Below are 14631 nucleotides of genomic sequence, written 5' to 3' on the forward strand. Positions count from 1 at the left end.
TCATCGAAACCGACCAGGAGACCCCGCAATGACACCGAAAACAGCGCTCATCGTCGGTGCAGGGCCGGGATTGTCGGCGGCGGTCGCGCGCCGTCTTGCCGAACGCGGCACCAGGATCGCCCTCGCTTCGCGCACGATGGAAGCCAACCAGGCGCTCGCAAGCGAACTCGGCGGGCGCGCCTATCGCTGCGACGTCGCCGAAGAAGACCAGGTGGCCGACCTCTTTGAGGCAGTGGAGCGGGATCTCGCGGCACCCGATTTCGTGCTCTTCAATCCGAGCTATCGCAGCAAGGGACCGCTCGTCGAACTCAAACCTCACGACGTGGAAACGTCCCTGAAAGTCACGGCCTACGGCGGTTTCCTCGTCGCGCAGCAGGCGGCGAAGCGGATGATCGAGGCCGGCGGCGGCGCCATTTTCTTCACCGGCGCGTCGGCGAGCGTCAAAGGTTTTGCCCGATCGGCGCCCTTCGCCATGGGCAAATTCGCCCTCCGAGGCCTTGCGCAGTCGATCGCCCGCGAATTGCAGCCGCAGAACATTCATGTGGCGCATTTCATCATCGACGGTGCCATCCGCACGCCGGGGCGCAGCGAAGCCGACGACAAGCCGCAAGCGCTGCTCGATCCGGATGCGATCGCCCGCTCCTATCTCGGCGTTCTCGATCAGGAGCGCTCCGCCTGGAGCTTCGAGGTGGAGCTACGGCCCTGGCTTGAGAGCTTCTGAATCCGCCTCTCCCGCCGGGGATTCACTCAGCTCGATGTCGACTTTCGTGGGATCGAAAGCGAGATAATGCGCAATGCGCGAGATGGCGGGATAGGGATTCTCGTAAGACCAGGCGATATCCGACACGAACGTTTTGTCCGTCATGAGCGAATAATAGCTCGCGGCGCCCTTATGCGGGCAAGTCGTGAGTTTGTCCGAACGCTGCATATGCGCCATGCGGACGTTGTGGCGCGGAATATAGATGACGTCCGCGCGGTCTCTCTCGGACACGACGACTGCACGAGACGAGCGCGCGAGCAGGAGATCACCGAGGCGAACCCTCACGAGGCCAGAATAGACGCTGAAGCTGATCGGATGCTCTTTGTGCGGCATCGGCATTCCCCCGAGCCGGGCTCGTAATCCGTTCAACCATGCAAATTCAAGTAGAATCTTAGCGAATTTTGGCGCTTGCATAAAAACTTGGCAGGCGGTGACGCGTCACCGCCTGCCAGACATCTTGGGCACGAAGATCCGGCCCGCACAGGCGGGCCCGTGCGTCAGGCGAAAAGCTTGGCTGCGATCTCAGCCACGTGACGGCCCTGGAAGCGGGCGCCGTCGAGCTCGTTGGCGCTCGGCTGGCGCGAGCCGTCCGCATCGGACAAGGTCGAGGCGCCATAGGGCGAACCGCCGGTGATCTCGTCCATTTTCGTCAGGCCCTGGAACGAATAAGGCAGGCCGACGATGACGAAGCCCTGATGCAGCAGCATCACCTGCGTGGAGGTGATGGTCGTCTCCTGGCCGCCATGCTGGGTGCCCGTGGAGGTGAAGACGGCGCCGACCTTGCCGACGAGCGCGCCCGAGGCCCACAGCCCTCCGGTCTGGTCCCAGAAATTTTTCATCTGCGAGCACATGACGCCAAAACGGGTCGGCGTGCCGACGATGACCGCATCGTAGTCGGCAAGCTCGCCGGGTTCGGCGATCGGATACGGCTGATCCAGAAGATAACCGGACTTTTCCGCGATCTCCTGCGGCACGAGCTCCGGCACACGCTTGACGGTCACGTTGGCGCCGGCGCTCGTGGCGCCCTCGGCAACCGCCTCGGCCATCTGCATCACGTGGCCCCAGCTCGAATAATAAAGCACGAGAATCTTCGCCATATCTCAATCTCCGTTTGGCAATTGCACGGTAGGCCCCTAACTAGGGGGCGACGCTCCTTTCGCCAGACACGATTTCTGGCCCGCATAGCGCCTCTGCGTCGAACGATATCTGGCCTCGCATCCGCACCGGATGTGCGCCGGATTTGAGGCAAAAGGCTTTCGCACTTCGATGCGTTCTCGCCAGTTGACAAGCCCGAGGCCAGCACCTATCTCCCGCTCGCTTAGCACTCACACCTAGAGAGTGCTAACACCAGCAAATCCCCTCATTGGGCGCAGCGCGCCCGCATAAAGGACGCGAGGAAGAAACATGAAGTTCCGCCCTCTGCATGACCGTGTTGTGGTCCGCCGGCTTGAGTCTGAAGAAAAGACCAAGGGTGGCATCATCATTCCGGACACCGCCAAGGAAAAGCCGCAGGAAGGCGAAGTCATCGCCGTCGGCCCTGGCGCGCGTGACGATAACGGCCAGGTGCAGGCCCTCGACGTGAAGGTCGGCGACCGGATCCTGTTCGGTAAGTGGTCCGGCACGGAAGTCAAAATCGATGGCGAAGATCTCCTCATCATGAAGGAGTCCGACATTATGGGCGTCATCGACAGCGAGAGTGTGGCGCAGGCGGCCTAATCGCCGATCGCGCTTTCTAATTTCCCGCAATTCAACAAACAGAGGTTCGCAATATGGCAGCCAAGGACGTGAAATTCTCCGCCGATGCGCGTGAGAAAATGCTGCGTGGCGTCGATATTCTCGCCAACGCCGTGCGCGTAACGCTCGGCCCGAAGGGCCGCAATGTGGTGATCGAGAAGTCGTTCGGCGCTCCGCGCATCACCAAGGACGGCGTTACCGTCGCCAAGGAAATCGAGCTTGATGACAAGTTCGAGAACATGGGCGCGCAGATGGTGCGCGAAGTCGCTTCGAAGACGAACGACATCGCCGGTGACGGCACCACGACCGCGACCGTTCTCGCCCAGTCCATCGTCAAGGAAGGCGCCAAGTCGGTTGCCGCCGGCATGAACCCGATGGACCTGAAGCGCGGCATCGACATGGCCGTCGCCGCGGTCATCAAGGATCTCGAGAGCCGTTCCAAGACGATCGACACGTCTGCGGAAGTCGCTCAGGTCGGCACGATCTCGGCCAATGGCGACAAGGAAGTCGGCCAGATGATCGCCGAGGCGATGCAGAAGGTCGGCAACGAGGGCGTCATTACGGTCGAAGAGGCGAAGAGCCTCGAGACCGAGCTCGAAGTCGTCGAAGGCATGCAGTTCGACCGCGGCTATCTCTCGCCGTACTTCATCACCAACCCCGAGAAGATGGTCACCGAGCTTGAGGATCCGTACATCCTCCTGCACGAGAAGAAGCTCTCGAACCTGCAGGCAATGCTGCCGGTCCTCGAGGCCGTGGTTCAGTCTTCCCGTCCGCTCCTGATCATCGCTGAAGACGTCGAAGGCGAGGCTCTTGCCACGCTCGTCGTCAACAAGCTGCGCGGCGGCCTCAAGGTCGCGGCCGTCAAGGCGCCTGGCTTCGGCGATCGCCGCAAGGCCATGCTGCAGGACATCGCGACGCTCACGGGCGGCACGGTCATCTCTGAAGATCTCGGCATCAAGCTCGAGAACATCACCCTCAACGAGCTCGGCACCGCCAAGAAGGTGACGATCACGAAGGAAGAGACCACGATCGTCGACGGTGCTGGCGACAAGGCCGACATCGAAGCTCGCGTTTCCCAGATCAAGGCGCAGGTCGAGGAGACCACCTCCGATTACGACCGTGAGAAGCTGCAGGAACGCCTGGCGAAGCTCGCCGGCGGTGTTGCGGTCATCCGCGTCGGCGGTGCGACCGAGACCGAGGTGAAGGAGAAGAAGGACCGCGTCGACGACGCCCTCAACGCCACCCGTGCGGCGGTTGAAGAAGGCATCGTTCCGGGCGGCGGCGTCGCTCTCCTGCACGCCAAGCAGGCCGTCACCGGCCTCAGCTCCGACAATCCGGACGTCCAGGCCGGCATCAAGATCATCCTCAAGGCGCTTGAGGCTCCGATCCGCCAGATCGCCTCGAACGCCGGTGTCGATGCTTCCGTGGTCGTTGGCCGCATTCTCGACAAGGGTGAGGCCGATTGGGGCTTCGATGCCCAGATGGAAGAGTACAAGAACCTCGTCCAGGCCGGCATCATCGACCCGACCAAGGTCGTTCGCACCGCTCTCCAGGACGCGGCGTCGATCGGCGGCCTTCTGGTCACCACCGAGGCCATGATCGCCGAGCTTCCGAAGAAGGAAGGCGCTGCTCCGGCCATGCCGGGCGGCGGTATGGGCGGCATGGGCGGCATGGACTTCTAAGGTCCACGACCCTCGCTTTTCGGAAAGGGCGGCTTCGGCCGCCCTTTCTTTTTGCCTGCCATGAAGCGTTCGTTTCGCGCCTTGCCGCGGACGCCCGGCCGCCAAAAGCCTTGGCTCAAAGCCCTGGCCGCAGGCTCACCTCCGAGGCCAGCGGATCGCCCGCCGGCTCCGGCATCCGCTCGCGCGGCGCGACCTCTGGCGCGATCCGCCGCTCCTCCGCATCACCCGAGCGGAGAGGCCCGGCGACGACTGCGCGAGGCGCGGAGACGGGCAGGTCGCCATTCGGCCGGGGCCTCTCGAACGCCCCTGGAAAGCTCGCAGTCGCCGCATCGATCTTGCGAAACGTTTCCACGGCGTCGGATTTGAACAGGACGTAGAGGCCGAATATCAGACCGAGGGAACAGGCGATGGCGATCGCGCCCATCACCTTGCCTTGCAGCGCGACGGCGCGTGTGCGCCGGTCGTCGGCGTCTTCGGCCTTGGCAGCCATGATCGCGGGCCCGCCCGGTCTTCGAGAGTGAAACCGGACGAACCCTAAAGAAGATGCGTTCCCAAAGGGTTACCGGCTTCCGGCGGCCTCGGCGGCAGGATTGCGGTCAAGCTCTTGCGCAACGGCATCGACCAGTTTCTCGGCCACACGGCGCGTCGTATCCGACCAGGGAGCGCGGCGCGACATGACGAGGCACGCCTCCGAGCGCAGGATGACGCCGTCGTCCAAGATCTTCAGGTGGTTCGCCTTCAAGGTCGATCCGGTCGAGGTGATGTCGACGATGACATCCGCCATGCCGCCGGCGGGCGCGCCTTCGGTGGCGCCGAGACTTTCCACGATCCGGTAGAGCGCAATGCCGTGGCTTTCCAGGAAGCGCTGCGTCAGGTTCCAGTATTTGGTGGCGATGCGCAGGCGCCTTCCGTGGCGCTGCAGAAAGCCCGCCGCCACATCGTCGAGATCTTCCATCGTGGCGACGTCGATCCACAATTCCGGCACAGCGATGACGACATCGGCATGGCCGAAGCCGAGCGGCAGGATGCGGCCGATCTTCTCCTGCCAGGCCGGCACCGTCTCCTGAATGAGATCGAGCCCGGTGACGCCGACATGGACCCGGCCGAGGCCGAGCTCGCGCGAAATCTCGGATGCGGACAAAAAGGCGATCTCGATTTCCGGGCAGCCTTCGACCTCGCCACGGTAACGCCGTGCCCCGCCGATGCGCGCGACCTTATAGCCGGCCGCCGCCAGACGCCGCTCCGTCTCCTCCATCAGCCGGCCCTTGGAGGGGATCGCCAGAGTGATGGTCTCGCTCACGACACACCTCCGAGCCCACTGCCGAGCGCGCCAGCGAAGGTTCTCGCCTCGCCGAGATCGATGGTGAATCCGGCGGCCGGGATCGGCCGGTCGGCGCCGAGCATTTCCAGAAGCCGGTCGTAGCGCCCGCCGCCGGCGGCCGTGCGTCCCGTCGCGGCATCGCGGATCTCGAAGACGAGGCCGGTGTAATAATCGAGCGAGCGGCCGAAGCCTGCTTCGAAGACGACTTCGAGGCCCGAGCTGCGGCGCTCGAGCTTTTGCATGCGCCGTTCGAGACGTGCGCCCGGCTCTTTAAGATCGATGCCGAAACGCCGACCGAATTCGGCGAGACGCCCGGGCAAGTCCTGCGGCGTGGCCTCGATCGCCAAGAACGCCTTCAGGACCGCCACTTTTTCTGGCGGGATCTCGGTCTCGTAGAGGGCGCGCTGTTCCAGAAAGCGCGCGGCGATCTCTTCCGGCGCCCGGCTCGCATAGGCCTGATAGCCCTGCGCTTCGAAGCGCTCGGCAAGAAGCGTCGTCAATGCCTCCTGGTCCTGATCGCCGACAGCCTTCTCCAGATCCGGTTCGAGCCTTGAAGGCGCACTCGCCGAAGCTGTCTCTTCGAAACGCGCAATCAGCCCTTCGATGCGACGGTCGGCCCCGAAGGCGCGGCGGAAACGCTGGCGCCAGGCCTGCGGCAATTCGAGGGCGGCGAGAAGTGCCGTGAAGAGGCCGATATCGCCAATCCTGAGGCGCATCCCGGCAAGGCCCGTGCGCCTGACCCCTTCGACGGCAAGCGCCAGGAGCTCGGCATCGACATTGGCGCGCTCCGCCTCGCCGATCACCTCGAACCCGGTCTCGGCGCGTTCCGCCGAACCGCGGTCGTGGCGGCGGAAGACGACGCCTTCATAGAAGTATCGCCCCGCCTCAACGCCGGAGCGCAGATGATGCAGGCAGACGGGGATCGTAAAATCCGGACGCAGCGCGAGGCGCTCGCCGCTCGGCCCTTCCGTCACGAACATGCGCCGGCGAATGTCCTCGCCCGCCGTCTCCAGAAACGGATCGGCGGCATGCAGCACCGGCAGGTCGAGCAGGCGCCCGCCCGCCCCTTCGAAAAGCGGCCGCAAGCTCATAGGGAGACACTCATAAGGAAAGGCTCATCGGCTGACACTCCCCGCGCCTTTCCCTGCCGGCGTCACCCGCATCTCAGGCCTCGCCGCACTGCCGCTTCAGGAGCGCCTTCACCTCTTCGACGAGGTTGGTGCGCACCACGTCGAACTGGCCCGGCCGCTCTTCCTTGTATTCGTCATGGCTTGCGATCGCGGCGGCCTGACGCTTGCCTTCCAGAAGGTCCTTCACCTGCAGGCGACCGCTGTCGAATTCGTCGGAACCGGCGATGATGGCGCAGGGCGCGTTGCGGCGATCGGCGTATTTGAGCTGCGCCTTCATGCCGGAGCCGCCGAGATACATCTCGACCGGAACCGGGCGCTCGGCAGGGCCGAGGTCGGCGTTGAGGCCGGCGCGAAGCTCCGCGGTGATCGCCTGATAATCGGCGAGACGCGACTTATCCATGACCGTGACGACGACCGGTCCGGTCTCGTCCTCGGAGCCGAGCTTGCCGAGATTTTTCAGGGCCGCGGCAAGGCGCGACACGCCGATCGAAAAGCCGGTCGAGGGCACGTCCTCGCCGCGGAAGCGGCCGACGAGTCCGTCATAGCGCCCGCCACCGCCGACGGAGCCGAAGACGACCTTTTCGCCCTTTTCGTTCGGCACCTCGAAGGTGAGCTGCGCCTCGAAGACCGGCCCGGTGTAATATTCCAGGCCTCGGACGATTGATACATCAAGCCGTATCTTCTGTGTTCCGTATCCTGCCGACCGAACCAGCTCGCTCAGCTGCAAAAGCTCTTCAAAGCCCTCGCGGGCGAGATCGCTGTCAGAAAAGAGCTTAATGTACTCTTTGATAAAACGGGGATTTCCAACAACGAGAGGCAAAGGGCTTTCTGAATGGATCTGAAGATCAGAATCTAGCACTTCATCGACGGGCATCGACATGAAGAAGCCATTCGAGCGCTCCTGCTGAGGCGCGTAGAGTTTCTCAAGCCGTTCGATTTGGGAAGCCGAAAGCCCCGCGCCTTTCGTAAAATCGCCGCTCTCGTCCTCGCGGCCTTCGCCGAGCAGCTCGCGCACGCCATCGAGGCCGAGACGGTCGAGCTTGTCGATCGCCCGCAACACGGTCAGGCGCCTTCCGGCATTCTCCTCGCCGCCGAGGCCGATCGCCTCCATGACGCCGTCGAGAACCTTGCGGTTGTTGACCTTGATCACGTAGTCGCCGCGCGCAACGCCGAGCGCCTCCATCACATCGGCGGCCATCATGCAGATTTCCGCATCCGCCGCGACGGAGGGCGCGCCGACCGTATCGGCGTCGAACTGCATGAACTGCCGGAACCGGCCCGGCCCCGGCTTTTCGTTGCGGAACACCCAGCCGGCGCGATAGCTGCGATAGGGCTTGGGAAGCCGCTCGTAATTCTCCGCCACGTAGCGCGCCAAGGGCGCCGTCAGGTCGTAGCGCAGCGACAGCCAGGCCTCGTCGTCATCCTGCAGCGAGAAGACACCTTCGTTCGGGCGGTCCTGGTCGGGCAGGAATTTGCCGAGCGCTTCGGTGTATTCAAAGAAGGGTGTCTCGACCGGCTCGAAGCCGTAACGCTCATAGACGCGCTTGATCGCGGCGAGCATCTCTTCGGTCGCGCGGATATCGCCGGCCTCGCGGTCGACAAAGCCGCGCGGCAGGCGCGCGGGGAGCCTGTTCTTCTTGTCCTTGGAGGCCATTTCAGATCGTTTCGCTTGGGTTTTCGGCATCAGAGCCGGGCTTCTCCTAGCCGAAGCAGGATGGAGCGGCAACCGGGCGGGCAGCGTCGGCTCGACACGGGGCGCCTAGGCTTTTCGGCTAAATGGGAAGACGGCGCCCCTTTCACTTGGATGTCCTACGCCCCTTTCGGAAGTGGCCGCGTGAAAGCCCTGCGCGCCTCTTCCACCTCGTCGCGGCAGAAACAGCCTTCGATGTGGTCGTTGACGAGGCCCATCGCCTGCATGAAGGCATAGACGGTCGTCGGCCCGACAAACGACCAGCCGCGCTTCTTCAGCGTTTTGGAGAGGGCGGCCGATTCCTCCGTGTGGGCGAGTTTCACGAGCGTTGCATGGTCGAGGCGTTCGGGCCTTGCGTGCTCATGAGGTTCGAAACTCCAGAAGAACGCCGCGAGAGAGCCCGTCTCTTCCACGATCTCGATCGCCCGTTTGGCATTGTTGATCGTGGAGACGATCTTGCCGCGATGGCGGATGATGCCGGCATCCTTGACAAGACGCTCGACCTCCGGCTCGCCGAAGCGCGCGACTTCGCGAAAATCGAACCCGGCGAAGGCGGCGCGGAAATTCTCCCGCTTCCGCAAGATCGTCAGCCACGAGAGGCCGGACTGAAAGCCTTCCAGACAGATCTTTTCGAAAAGCCGGATATCGTCCTCGACCGGCCGACCCCATTCGCGGTCGTGATAGGTGCGGTAGAGCGGATCGCCCGCACACCAGAAACAGCGGCTCTGGCCGTCATCCTCGTGCACCAGGCCCTTCGTTGCGCCGGTCTCGTCACTTTCGCTCACAGGCAGCCGCTCCTCGTCTCGCCATCATCATCGCTCCGCCGTCGTGTCGGCGCCCCGCAGGCCATTCACGCTTCCTTAAGCCTCTTCGGCAACCCGAAATTCACTGCGATTTCGGGTTTCAGGGTGGCGTTTACCCGCATTTGTCAGCCCCGCACTAGCGTCGTCTGTATCTCTTAAAAACTGCCGCAATCTCAACTGACTGCGACGCTGGGTGACGAGGGTTTCGATGAAGCAGGTTCTTCTCACGCTTGCAGTGCTGAGCCTTGGTGCGCTCACGCCTCAGGCGACGATGGCGGGTTCGGGCGGCAAACCGGCCGTGCCGCTCAAGGCCGAATTGCAGCAGGAATGGCTGTCGCAATTGGCGGCCGGACCGGCCCAGGGAGCGGCTGCGCGTCCGATCATGCTGGCCGATTCCCGCCGCCCTCAGGCCGTCGTCGAAAAGCGCGGCCTTCTCCAGGTTCTCTTCGATCCGCAGCCGCGGGCGCAGTATTACGCGCAGCCGCAGCGCCAGCTCTATGCGCAGCCGCAGCGCCGCCTCTATGCCGGACCGCAGGCGCCGCAGCCTCAGCCGCGTGCGGTCTATCGTTCGCGCAATCAACCGGCCCGCTTTATCGCACCGCCCCCTTCGCAACGGCAGATGCCGGCGCGCGCCAATACCGCGGGCTATCCGACGCCCGTCTATCTGCGCCAGGAGCCGCGCGCCGTCGCGCGCCCCGCGCCACGTCAGATGCGCCCCGCCACCCCGGTGAATGCACCGCGTGTCGCCCCTGCCGCGCCGCAGGTTGCGGCCCGTCCGGCCGCGCGTTTGATCGACCCCGCCTATCTTCCGACGATCGTCGATTACGACACGAGCCAGGCGCCCGGCACGATCGTCATCGATACCAACAATCGCTACCTCTATCTCGTCCAGGCGGGCGGCAAGGCGAAACGCTATGGCGTCGGCGTCGGCCGGCCTGGCTTCCAATGGGCCGGCACCCACAGGGTGACGCGCAAGGCGGAATGGCCGTCCTGGTATCCGCCTGAAGAGATGAAAGCGCGCCAGCCGGGGCTTCCCGACCATATGGAAGGCGGGCCGGACAATCCGCTCGGCGCCCGTGCGCTTTATCTCGGCTCCACACTTTACCGCATCCACGGGTCGAACCAGCCCTGGACGATCGGCCATGCCGTCTCCTCCGGCTGCATCCGCATGCGCAACGAGGATGTGATCGAGCTCTACAATCAGGTCGGCGTCGGCACCGAAGTCGTCGTGCTTTAACCGAGCACACCCGACCACCCGTCTCAAATCCCGCAAGTGAGTTGTCTGCCATGGTGCTCCGAGCCTGTCTCGGAGCACGCAGAGAGCGGCGTGTGACAATGGCAGATGCGCCACACCTTCGCGCGCATATGCATTGCGCCGCCAGGCGCGGCTTGTCGCCGCGTCAACCGCTTTCTAGAGAATTTGCAAGGAGTAAGAGGTTGATCGCATGTTTCATCGCAGACTGATCCGCACGGGCCTGCCGGCCATCGCCATTCTCGTGCTGGGACTTTTCGGCAGCGCCCAGGCGCTCACATTTTTCGATCCCGTGAGCGGCGGCTTCGTGGAAGTCGATCAGCGCTACTCGAAGAACCGCAAGCCGCCGGCCAAGTATCACCGGCAGACGGTGCGCTTCTCCACGAGGGAGGCGCCCGGCACGATCATCATCGATACCAACAAGCACTTCCTCTATTACGTCCTGTCGCACAATCGGGCCGTGCGCTACGGCATCGGCGTCGGACGCGAGGGCTTCGGCTGGGACGGCGAAGTGCATGTCGCGCGCAAGAGCGAGTGGCCGCGCTGGTTTCCGCCGCAGGAAATGATCGCGCGGGAGCCGCGCCTGAAGAAATACGCCGACGGCATGCCCGGCGGCCCGAGCAATCCGCTCGGCGCCCGCGCGCTTTATCTCTTCGACGGCGGCCGCGACACGCTCTACCGCATCCACGGCACCAACGAGCCCTGGACGATCGGTCTCAACGTCTCGTCAGGCTGCATCCGTCTCGTCAACGACGACATCATCGACCTCTACAACCGCGTGCAGCCGGGGGCGAAAGTCATCGTCCTTTGAGGTGTCCATCGACGCAAAGGTGACGCATTCGCGTCACTTTTCGTCCGCATGGAACGATTCGAATGTGTCGCGCATTTATGTGCCGAAATGACGCAGCGGCGGGGAGCGCCCCACCTTCCCCGCCCTGCGAAATCGGAGGCACTCATGCGCAACGTTCTTGCCCGACCCCTTGCTTCATCGGCCGCTCTGGCGGTGGTCCTCGCCACGCTCACGCCAGTCACGGCCCAGGCGCAGACGCTGCGCTACTTCGATCCCGTGCAGCGGCAGCTCGTCACGATTCAGCCGCATCAAAGCCATCAGCGTGGGCCGGCGCCCGAGTATCGCCGCCACATTGTGGCGTATGACGGACCGGAAGCGCCGGGCACGATCATCATCGATTCCCAGAACAAGTTTCTCTACTACACGCTGCCCGACGGCGAGGCGATCCGCTACGGCGTCGGTGTCGGGCGCGAAGGCTTCGGCTGGACCGGCGAGGTGCGTGTCGGCGCCAAGGCCGACTGGCCGACCTGGACACCTCCCAAGGAGATGATCGAGCGCGAGCCGCGGCTCGTCGAATATTCCGGCGGCATGCCCGGCGGCCCGGACAACCCGCTCGGTGCGCGTGCGCTTTATCTCTTCGATGGCAACAAGGACACGATGTACCGCATCCATGGCACCAACGAGCCGTGGACCATCGGGTACAACGTTTCCTCCGGCTGCATCCGCATGATGAACCATGACGTGATCGAGCTGCACTATCTCGCCAAGGTCGGCACCAAGGTTATCGTTCGCTAAGCGTTTACCCTCGAACGCTGCGCCGAAACGCCCCGGCCCGCTTTCCGCGGACCGGGGCGTTTTTTTATGCCGGCGCGGGCCACGCTTTCTGAGCGGCAGACTTCGGGACAGGGGCGACGCCAGGATCGCCCCTAAACCGCACTCCGCTCATCATCTGCGAGCCGTTCTCCGCCTTCGAGCTCGTCCTTGATGTAGAGTTCGCGCACGAAGACGATGCCGACGGCCAGGAGAGGCACGGCGAGCGCCATCCCGAGCCCGCCCAGAACGGCGGCAAAGACGAGCTGCGTGGAAAGGGTCAGCGCCGGTGGCAGCGAGGTCGTGCGCTGCTGCACCAGAGGCTGCGTGATGTTGCTCTCGAGCCCCTGGATGAGCACGTAGGCGCCCACCCCCCAAAGGGCCATCGTCGCCGACACCGACAGGCCCGCCAGGATGATCACCACACCTGCGATCGCGGGACCGAGCGTCGGAATGAAGGCGAGAAGGCCCGCCTGCAACGCCAGCAGGAAGGCATAGGGCATGTCGATCAGCCAGAGCACGATCCAACTCGCCGAAAAGATGATCGTCATGCTGATCGCCTGGCCAGCCATCCACCAGCCGAGATTTTCCGCAGCTCCCTCGATCACCTCACGAAACCGTTCGCGCCGCTTGACGGGGACGAGATGCAAAAACCCGTCGCGATAGGTTCTCGGCGACCAGGATACAAAAATGCCTAAGAACACGACGATGACCGCGTTGGCGAGGCTGCCGAACATAAGGCTGACGACACGGCCGACATCGCCCATCATCGCCTTCAGGTTCGGCATCATCTGAGAGAGCTGAACGTCGCCGTTCGGCTTGATGAAGCTGAAACCGAGCTGCGAGAGCTGATCGCCCCAATTGCGCATCAACGTATCGGTCCGCGCCAGGAGATCGCTCGCCTGCGCCGCGAGCGTCGCTCCGCCCCAGCCGATCACCGCGAAGATCGCGCCGAAAGCCGCCAGATAGATGAAAATCTTCGCAAGGCGCGTCGGCAACCGCGTCAGCCGGTGCAGGCCGTCGGAGGCAAAGCTCAAAGCGGCGGCCAGCACGAGACCGGCGAAAACCAGAAGAAGAGCCGACGTCGCCTTCCATAAAACGAAGAGAACCACGACGCCGGCGAGGAAAATCGCGGTGCGGGAGACGATGCGGCCGGTGGATTCTTTGCCGTCTTCGTGCAATATGTTTTCTCCAAACGATGAGAATTCGGGGCAAAACGCGAGCGCTGCCGCGCGACTACGCACCCGTTGCGATCGCAGGCCCCGTGTGATCGTTCGATCAGATGATCAATAGTGTGCCGCCCGGCATGCTCTACCGCGCCAGTCCCTGGGGGAATTAAGCATGGAAGCCGCCACGACAAGCAGCCCGACCGATTTTGATGCCGATGACGGCGACACGCTCGGCGGCCGCATCGTCCGCGCCCGTGACGCCATCGGCCTCTCCACGGCGCAGCTCGCCCGCCGGCTCGGCGTCAAGACCTCGACGCTGTCGCAGTGGGAAAACGATCGCGCCGAGCCGCGGGCGAACCGCCTCAACATGCTCGCCGGCATCCTCGGCGTCAGCCCGATGTGGCTTCTGATCGGCCGCGGCGTGGCGCCTGCCGACGAGGATCCGATGGCTCAGGAAGCGGCGATGCTGCGCACGGAGATTGCGCATCTCTCGAGCGAAGCTCTCCTCCTGTCGCGCCGCCTGTCGGAGGCCGCAGAGCGTCTCGGCCGGCTGCACGACAGCGCCAGCCGCAGCGAATAGCGCCGCCTCACGTCTGCACGGATTGCACCGAACCGCCGTCGACGCGCAGGTTCGCTCCGTTGATGAACGAGCTCCGCTCGGAGGCAAGCAGCGCGATCGCGGCGGCCACCTCCGAAGCCTGCCCGCGCCGTTTCAAGGCAATCCCTGGCCGTTCCTCATCGAGGAAGCTCTGGATCGCGTCCTCGAAAGAGACGCCGAGCTTCTCGGCACGCTGCTTCATCATGCCGTCGGTCATCGGCGTCTCGATGAAGGCGGGCGCGACGGTGTTGCAGAGGATGCCGTTCTTCGCCTCCCGATACGAGATGTTCTTGACGAATGCGGAAAGCGCGGCCTTCGCGGCATTGTACGTGGCTTCTTCCCAATAGGGCTGCACGGCGTTTTCCGAGGTCACACAGATGAAGCGCCCCCATTTCACTTCGCGCATGCCGGGCAAAGTCGCCCGCGCCACGCGCACCGCCGACATGAAATCGACGTCCCAGGCCTCCCGGTAATCCTCATCGCTCATGTCAAGGGGATCACCCTTGGCCCCCGTCACGCCTTCAGCATGCACGACGATATCGATCCTTCCGAAGCGCTCGCGCCCGGCGGCCGCGACCGCATCCACGGCCTCCTGGTCGGTGACGTCGGCTGCCATGCACAGGGCGTCGGTCGGCAGGCGCTTCGCCTCTTCTTCGAGCTCGTCGATGCGAAGGTCGGAAAGAACGAGCTTTGCGCCCTCCTCCGCCAGGAGCCGCGCCGTTTCAAAGCCGATGCCGCCACTTGCGCCGGTGATCAGGGCGACACGATCTGAGATTTGAAGATCCATCGGGATGCTTCCTCCCTTCCGCCGAGTGTTCATGGAATTCACTCGGGGAACGGGCCCAGGCTTCCTTTGGTTTCGCGGCACATATCAGCCGGCAGAGGGATGCAG

At 64.0% G+C, this 14631-nt stretch carries 16 protein-coding genes; 7 read left to right on the forward strand and 9 right to left on the reverse strand.

Annotation, left to right across the window (positions count from 1 at the left end; genetic code table 11):
- Positions 1 to 28 precede the first annotated feature (28 nt).
- Positions 29 to 721 (forward strand): SDR family oxidoreductase, encoded by a 693-nt coding sequence (locus ACK8CP_RS12065; protein ID WP_414831951.1) that lies wholly within the window; start codon positions 29 to 31, stop codon positions 719 to 721.
- On the opposite strand, the gene ACK8CP_RS12070 is transcribed toward ACK8CP_RS12065, so the two are convergent.
- Together ACK8CP_RS12070 and wrbA are read right to left on the reverse strand one after the other, a co-directional pair.
- Positions 695 to 1093, reverse strand: coding sequence for a DUF427 domain-containing protein (locus tag ACK8CP_RS12070; protein WP_234629545.1), 399 nt, complete (start codon positions 1091 to 1093; stop codon positions 695 to 697). The two genes, ACK8CP_RS12065 and ACK8CP_RS12070, sit on opposite strands and share 27 nt — an antisense overlap.
- A 164-nt stretch (positions 1094 to 1257) precedes the next feature.
- Positions 1258 to 1857: an NAD(P)H:quinone oxidoreductase gene (gene wrbA, locus ACK8CP_RS12075; RefSeq protein ID WP_414831952.1), complete on the reverse strand. Its 600-nt coding sequence runs from the start codon at positions 1855 to 1857 to the stop codon at positions 1258 to 1260.
- Between the two features lie 307 nt (positions 1858 to 2164).
- Here wrbA and groES point away from each other — a divergent pair, with 307 nt between their 5' ends.
- Together groES and groL are read left to right on the forward strand one after the other, a co-directional pair.
- Positions 2165 to 2476 carry a co-chaperone GroES gene (groES, locus tag ACK8CP_RS12080; protein WP_092809112.1) on the forward strand — a complete coding sequence of 104 codons (312 nt, stop codon included), beginning with the start codon at positions 2165 to 2167 and terminating at the stop codon, positions 2474 to 2476.
- A gap of 53 nt (positions 2477 to 2529) precedes the next feature.
- On the forward strand, positions 2530 to 4176 hold the full coding sequence (gene groL, locus ACK8CP_RS12085) for a chaperonin GroEL (RefSeq protein ID WP_128292325.1): 1647 nt from the start codon (positions 2530 to 2532) through the stop codon (positions 4174 to 4176).
- 115 nt (positions 4177 to 4291) lie between these two features.
- On the opposite strand, the gene ACK8CP_RS12090 is transcribed toward groL, so the two are convergent.
- The 5 genes from ACK8CP_RS12090 to ACK8CP_RS12110 form a co-directional block, all read right to left on the reverse strand.
- Positions 4292 to 4666 (reverse strand): hypothetical protein, encoded by a 375-nt coding sequence (locus ACK8CP_RS12090; RefSeq protein ID WP_414831953.1) that lies wholly within the window; start codon positions 4664 to 4666, stop codon positions 4292 to 4294.
- Between the two features lie 69 nt (positions 4667 to 4735).
- Positions 4736 to 5431, reverse strand: a complete 696-nt coding sequence (hisG, locus tag ACK8CP_RS12095) for an ATP phosphoribosyltransferase (protein ID WP_414834250.1) — start codon at positions 5429 to 5431, stop codon at positions 4736 to 4738.
- Between the two features lie 41 nt (positions 5432 to 5472).
- The gene (locus ACK8CP_RS12100; protein WP_414831954.1) at positions 5473 to 6588 is read right to left on the reverse strand and encodes an ATP phosphoribosyltransferase regulatory subunit; all 1116 of its coding nucleotides are present in this window, start codon (positions 6586 to 6588) and stop codon (positions 5473 to 5475) included.
- A gap of 73 nt (positions 6589 to 6661) precedes the next feature.
- Positions 6662 to 8281, reverse strand: a complete 1620-nt coding sequence (gene hisS / locus ACK8CP_RS12105; RefSeq protein ID WP_414834251.1) for a histidine--tRNA ligase — start codon at positions 8279 to 8281, stop codon at positions 6662 to 6664.
- A gap of 155 nt (positions 8282 to 8436) precedes the next feature.
- Positions 8437 to 9102, reverse strand: a complete 666-nt coding sequence (locus ACK8CP_RS12110) for a DNA-3-methyladenine glycosylase I (protein ID WP_414831955.1) — start codon at positions 9100 to 9102, stop codon at positions 8437 to 8439.
- 400 nt (positions 9103 to 9502) lie between these two features.
- Here ACK8CP_RS12110 and ACK8CP_RS12115 point away from each other — a divergent pair, with 400 nt between their 5' ends.
- The 3 genes from ACK8CP_RS12115 (at position 9503) to ACK8CP_RS12125 (ending at position 11957) form a co-directional block, all read left to right on the forward strand.
- Positions 9503 to 10357 carry a L,D-transpeptidase family protein gene (locus ACK8CP_RS12115; RefSeq protein ID WP_414834252.1) on the forward strand — a complete coding sequence of 285 codons (855 nt, stop codon included), beginning with the start codon at positions 9503 to 9505 and terminating at the stop codon, positions 10355 to 10357.
- Between the two features lie 208 nt (positions 10358 to 10565).
- Positions 10566 to 11183 carry a L,D-transpeptidase gene (locus ACK8CP_RS12120; protein ID WP_234629550.1) on the forward strand — a complete coding sequence of 206 codons (618 nt, stop codon included), beginning with the start codon at positions 10566 to 10568 and terminating at the stop codon, positions 11181 to 11183.
- A gap of 144 nt (positions 11184 to 11327) precedes the next feature.
- Positions 11328 to 11957 carry a L,D-transpeptidase gene (locus ACK8CP_RS12125; protein WP_414831956.1) on the forward strand — a complete coding sequence of 210 codons (630 nt, stop codon included), beginning with the start codon at positions 11328 to 11330 and terminating at the stop codon, positions 11955 to 11957.
- A 131-nt stretch (positions 11958 to 12088) separates the two neighbouring features.
- On the opposite strand, the gene ACK8CP_RS12130 is transcribed toward ACK8CP_RS12125, so the two are convergent.
- On the reverse strand, positions 12089 to 13153 hold the full coding sequence (locus tag ACK8CP_RS12130) for an AI-2E family transporter (protein ID WP_414831957.1): 1065 nt from the start codon (positions 13151 to 13153) through the stop codon (positions 12089 to 12091).
- A gap of 160 nt (positions 13154 to 13313) precedes the next feature.
- On the opposite strand from ACK8CP_RS12130, the gene ACK8CP_RS12135 reads away from it, so the two are divergent.
- Complete coding sequence (locus ACK8CP_RS12135) at positions 13314 to 13721, forward strand: helix-turn-helix domain-containing protein (protein WP_128292317.1); 408 nt, start codon at positions 13314 to 13316, stop codon at positions 13719 to 13721.
- A 7-nt stretch (positions 13722 to 13728) separates the two neighbouring features.
- Here the strand turns inward: ACK8CP_RS12135 and ACK8CP_RS12140 are convergent, their stop codons facing one another.
- Positions 13729 to 14526 carry an SDR family NAD(P)-dependent oxidoreductase gene (locus tag ACK8CP_RS12140; protein ID WP_414831958.1) on the reverse strand — a complete coding sequence of 266 codons (798 nt, stop codon included), beginning with the start codon at positions 14524 to 14526 and terminating at the stop codon, positions 13729 to 13731.
- Positions 14527 to 14631: the final 105 nt, after the last annotated feature.

Source organism: Afifella sp. YEN Y35 (assembly GCF_047553465.1).
In the GTDB taxonomy this organism is placed as follows: domain Bacteria; phylum Pseudomonadota; class Alphaproteobacteria; order Rhizobiales; family Afifellaceae; genus Afifella; species Afifella aestuarii.

What these genes read in the sequence shown, in the direction of transcription:
- hisS (WP_414834251.1), bottom strand. Translation starts at nt 8,281, where the DNA reads ATGGCCTCCAAGGACAAGAAGAACAGGCTCCCCGCGCGCCTGCCGCGC.
- ACK8CP_RS12120 (WP_234629550.1), top strand. Translation starts at nt 10,566, where the DNA reads ATGTTTCATCGCAGACTGATCCGCACGGGCCTGCCGGCCATCGCCATT.
- ACK8CP_RS12125 (WP_414831956.1), top strand. Translation starts at nt 11,328, where the DNA reads ATGCGCAACGTTCTTGCCCGACCCCTTGCTTCATCGGCCGCTCTGGCG.
- ACK8CP_RS12140 (WP_414831958.1), bottom strand. Translation starts at nt 14,526, where the DNA reads ATGGATCTTCAAATCTCAGATCGTGTCGCCCTGATCACCGGCGCAAGT.
- wrbA (WP_414831952.1), bottom strand. Translation starts at nt 1,857, where the DNA reads ATGGCGAAGATTCTCGTGCTTTATTATTCGAGCTGGGGCCACGTGATG.
- hisG (WP_414834250.1), bottom strand. Translation starts at nt 5,431, where the DNA reads ATGGAGGAGACGGAGCGGCGTCTGGCGGCGGCCGGCTATAAGGTCGCG.
- ACK8CP_RS12115 (WP_414834252.1), top strand. Translation starts at nt 9,503, where the DNA reads ATGCTGGCCGATTCCCGCCGCCCTCAGGCCGTCGTCGAAAAGCGCGGC.
- ACK8CP_RS12070 (WP_234629545.1), bottom strand. Translation starts at nt 1,093, where the DNA reads ATGCCGCACAAAGAGCATCCGATCAGCTTCAGCGTCTATTCTGGCCTC.
- ACK8CP_RS12065 (WP_414831951.1), top strand. Translation starts at nt 29, where the DNA reads ATGACACCGAAAACAGCGCTCATCGTCGGTGCAGGGCCGGGATTGTCG.
- ACK8CP_RS12135 (WP_128292317.1), top strand. Translation starts at nt 13,314, where the DNA reads ATGGAAGCCGCCACGACAAGCAGCCCGACCGATTTTGATGCCGATGAC.
- groL (WP_128292325.1), top strand. Translation starts at nt 2,530, where the DNA reads ATGGCAGCCAAGGACGTGAAATTCTCCGCCGATGCGCGTGAGAAAATG.
- ACK8CP_RS12090 (WP_414831953.1), bottom strand. Translation starts at nt 4,666, where the DNA reads ATGGCTGCCAAGGCCGAAGACGCCGACGACCGGCGCACACGCGCCGTC.
- groES (WP_092809112.1), top strand. Translation starts at nt 2,165, where the DNA reads ATGAAGTTCCGCCCTCTGCATGACCGTGTTGTGGTCCGCCGGCTTGAG.
- ACK8CP_RS12100 (WP_414831954.1), bottom strand. Translation starts at nt 6,588, where the DNA reads ATGAGCTTGCGGCCGCTTTTCGAAGGGGCGGGCGGGCGCCTGCTCGAC.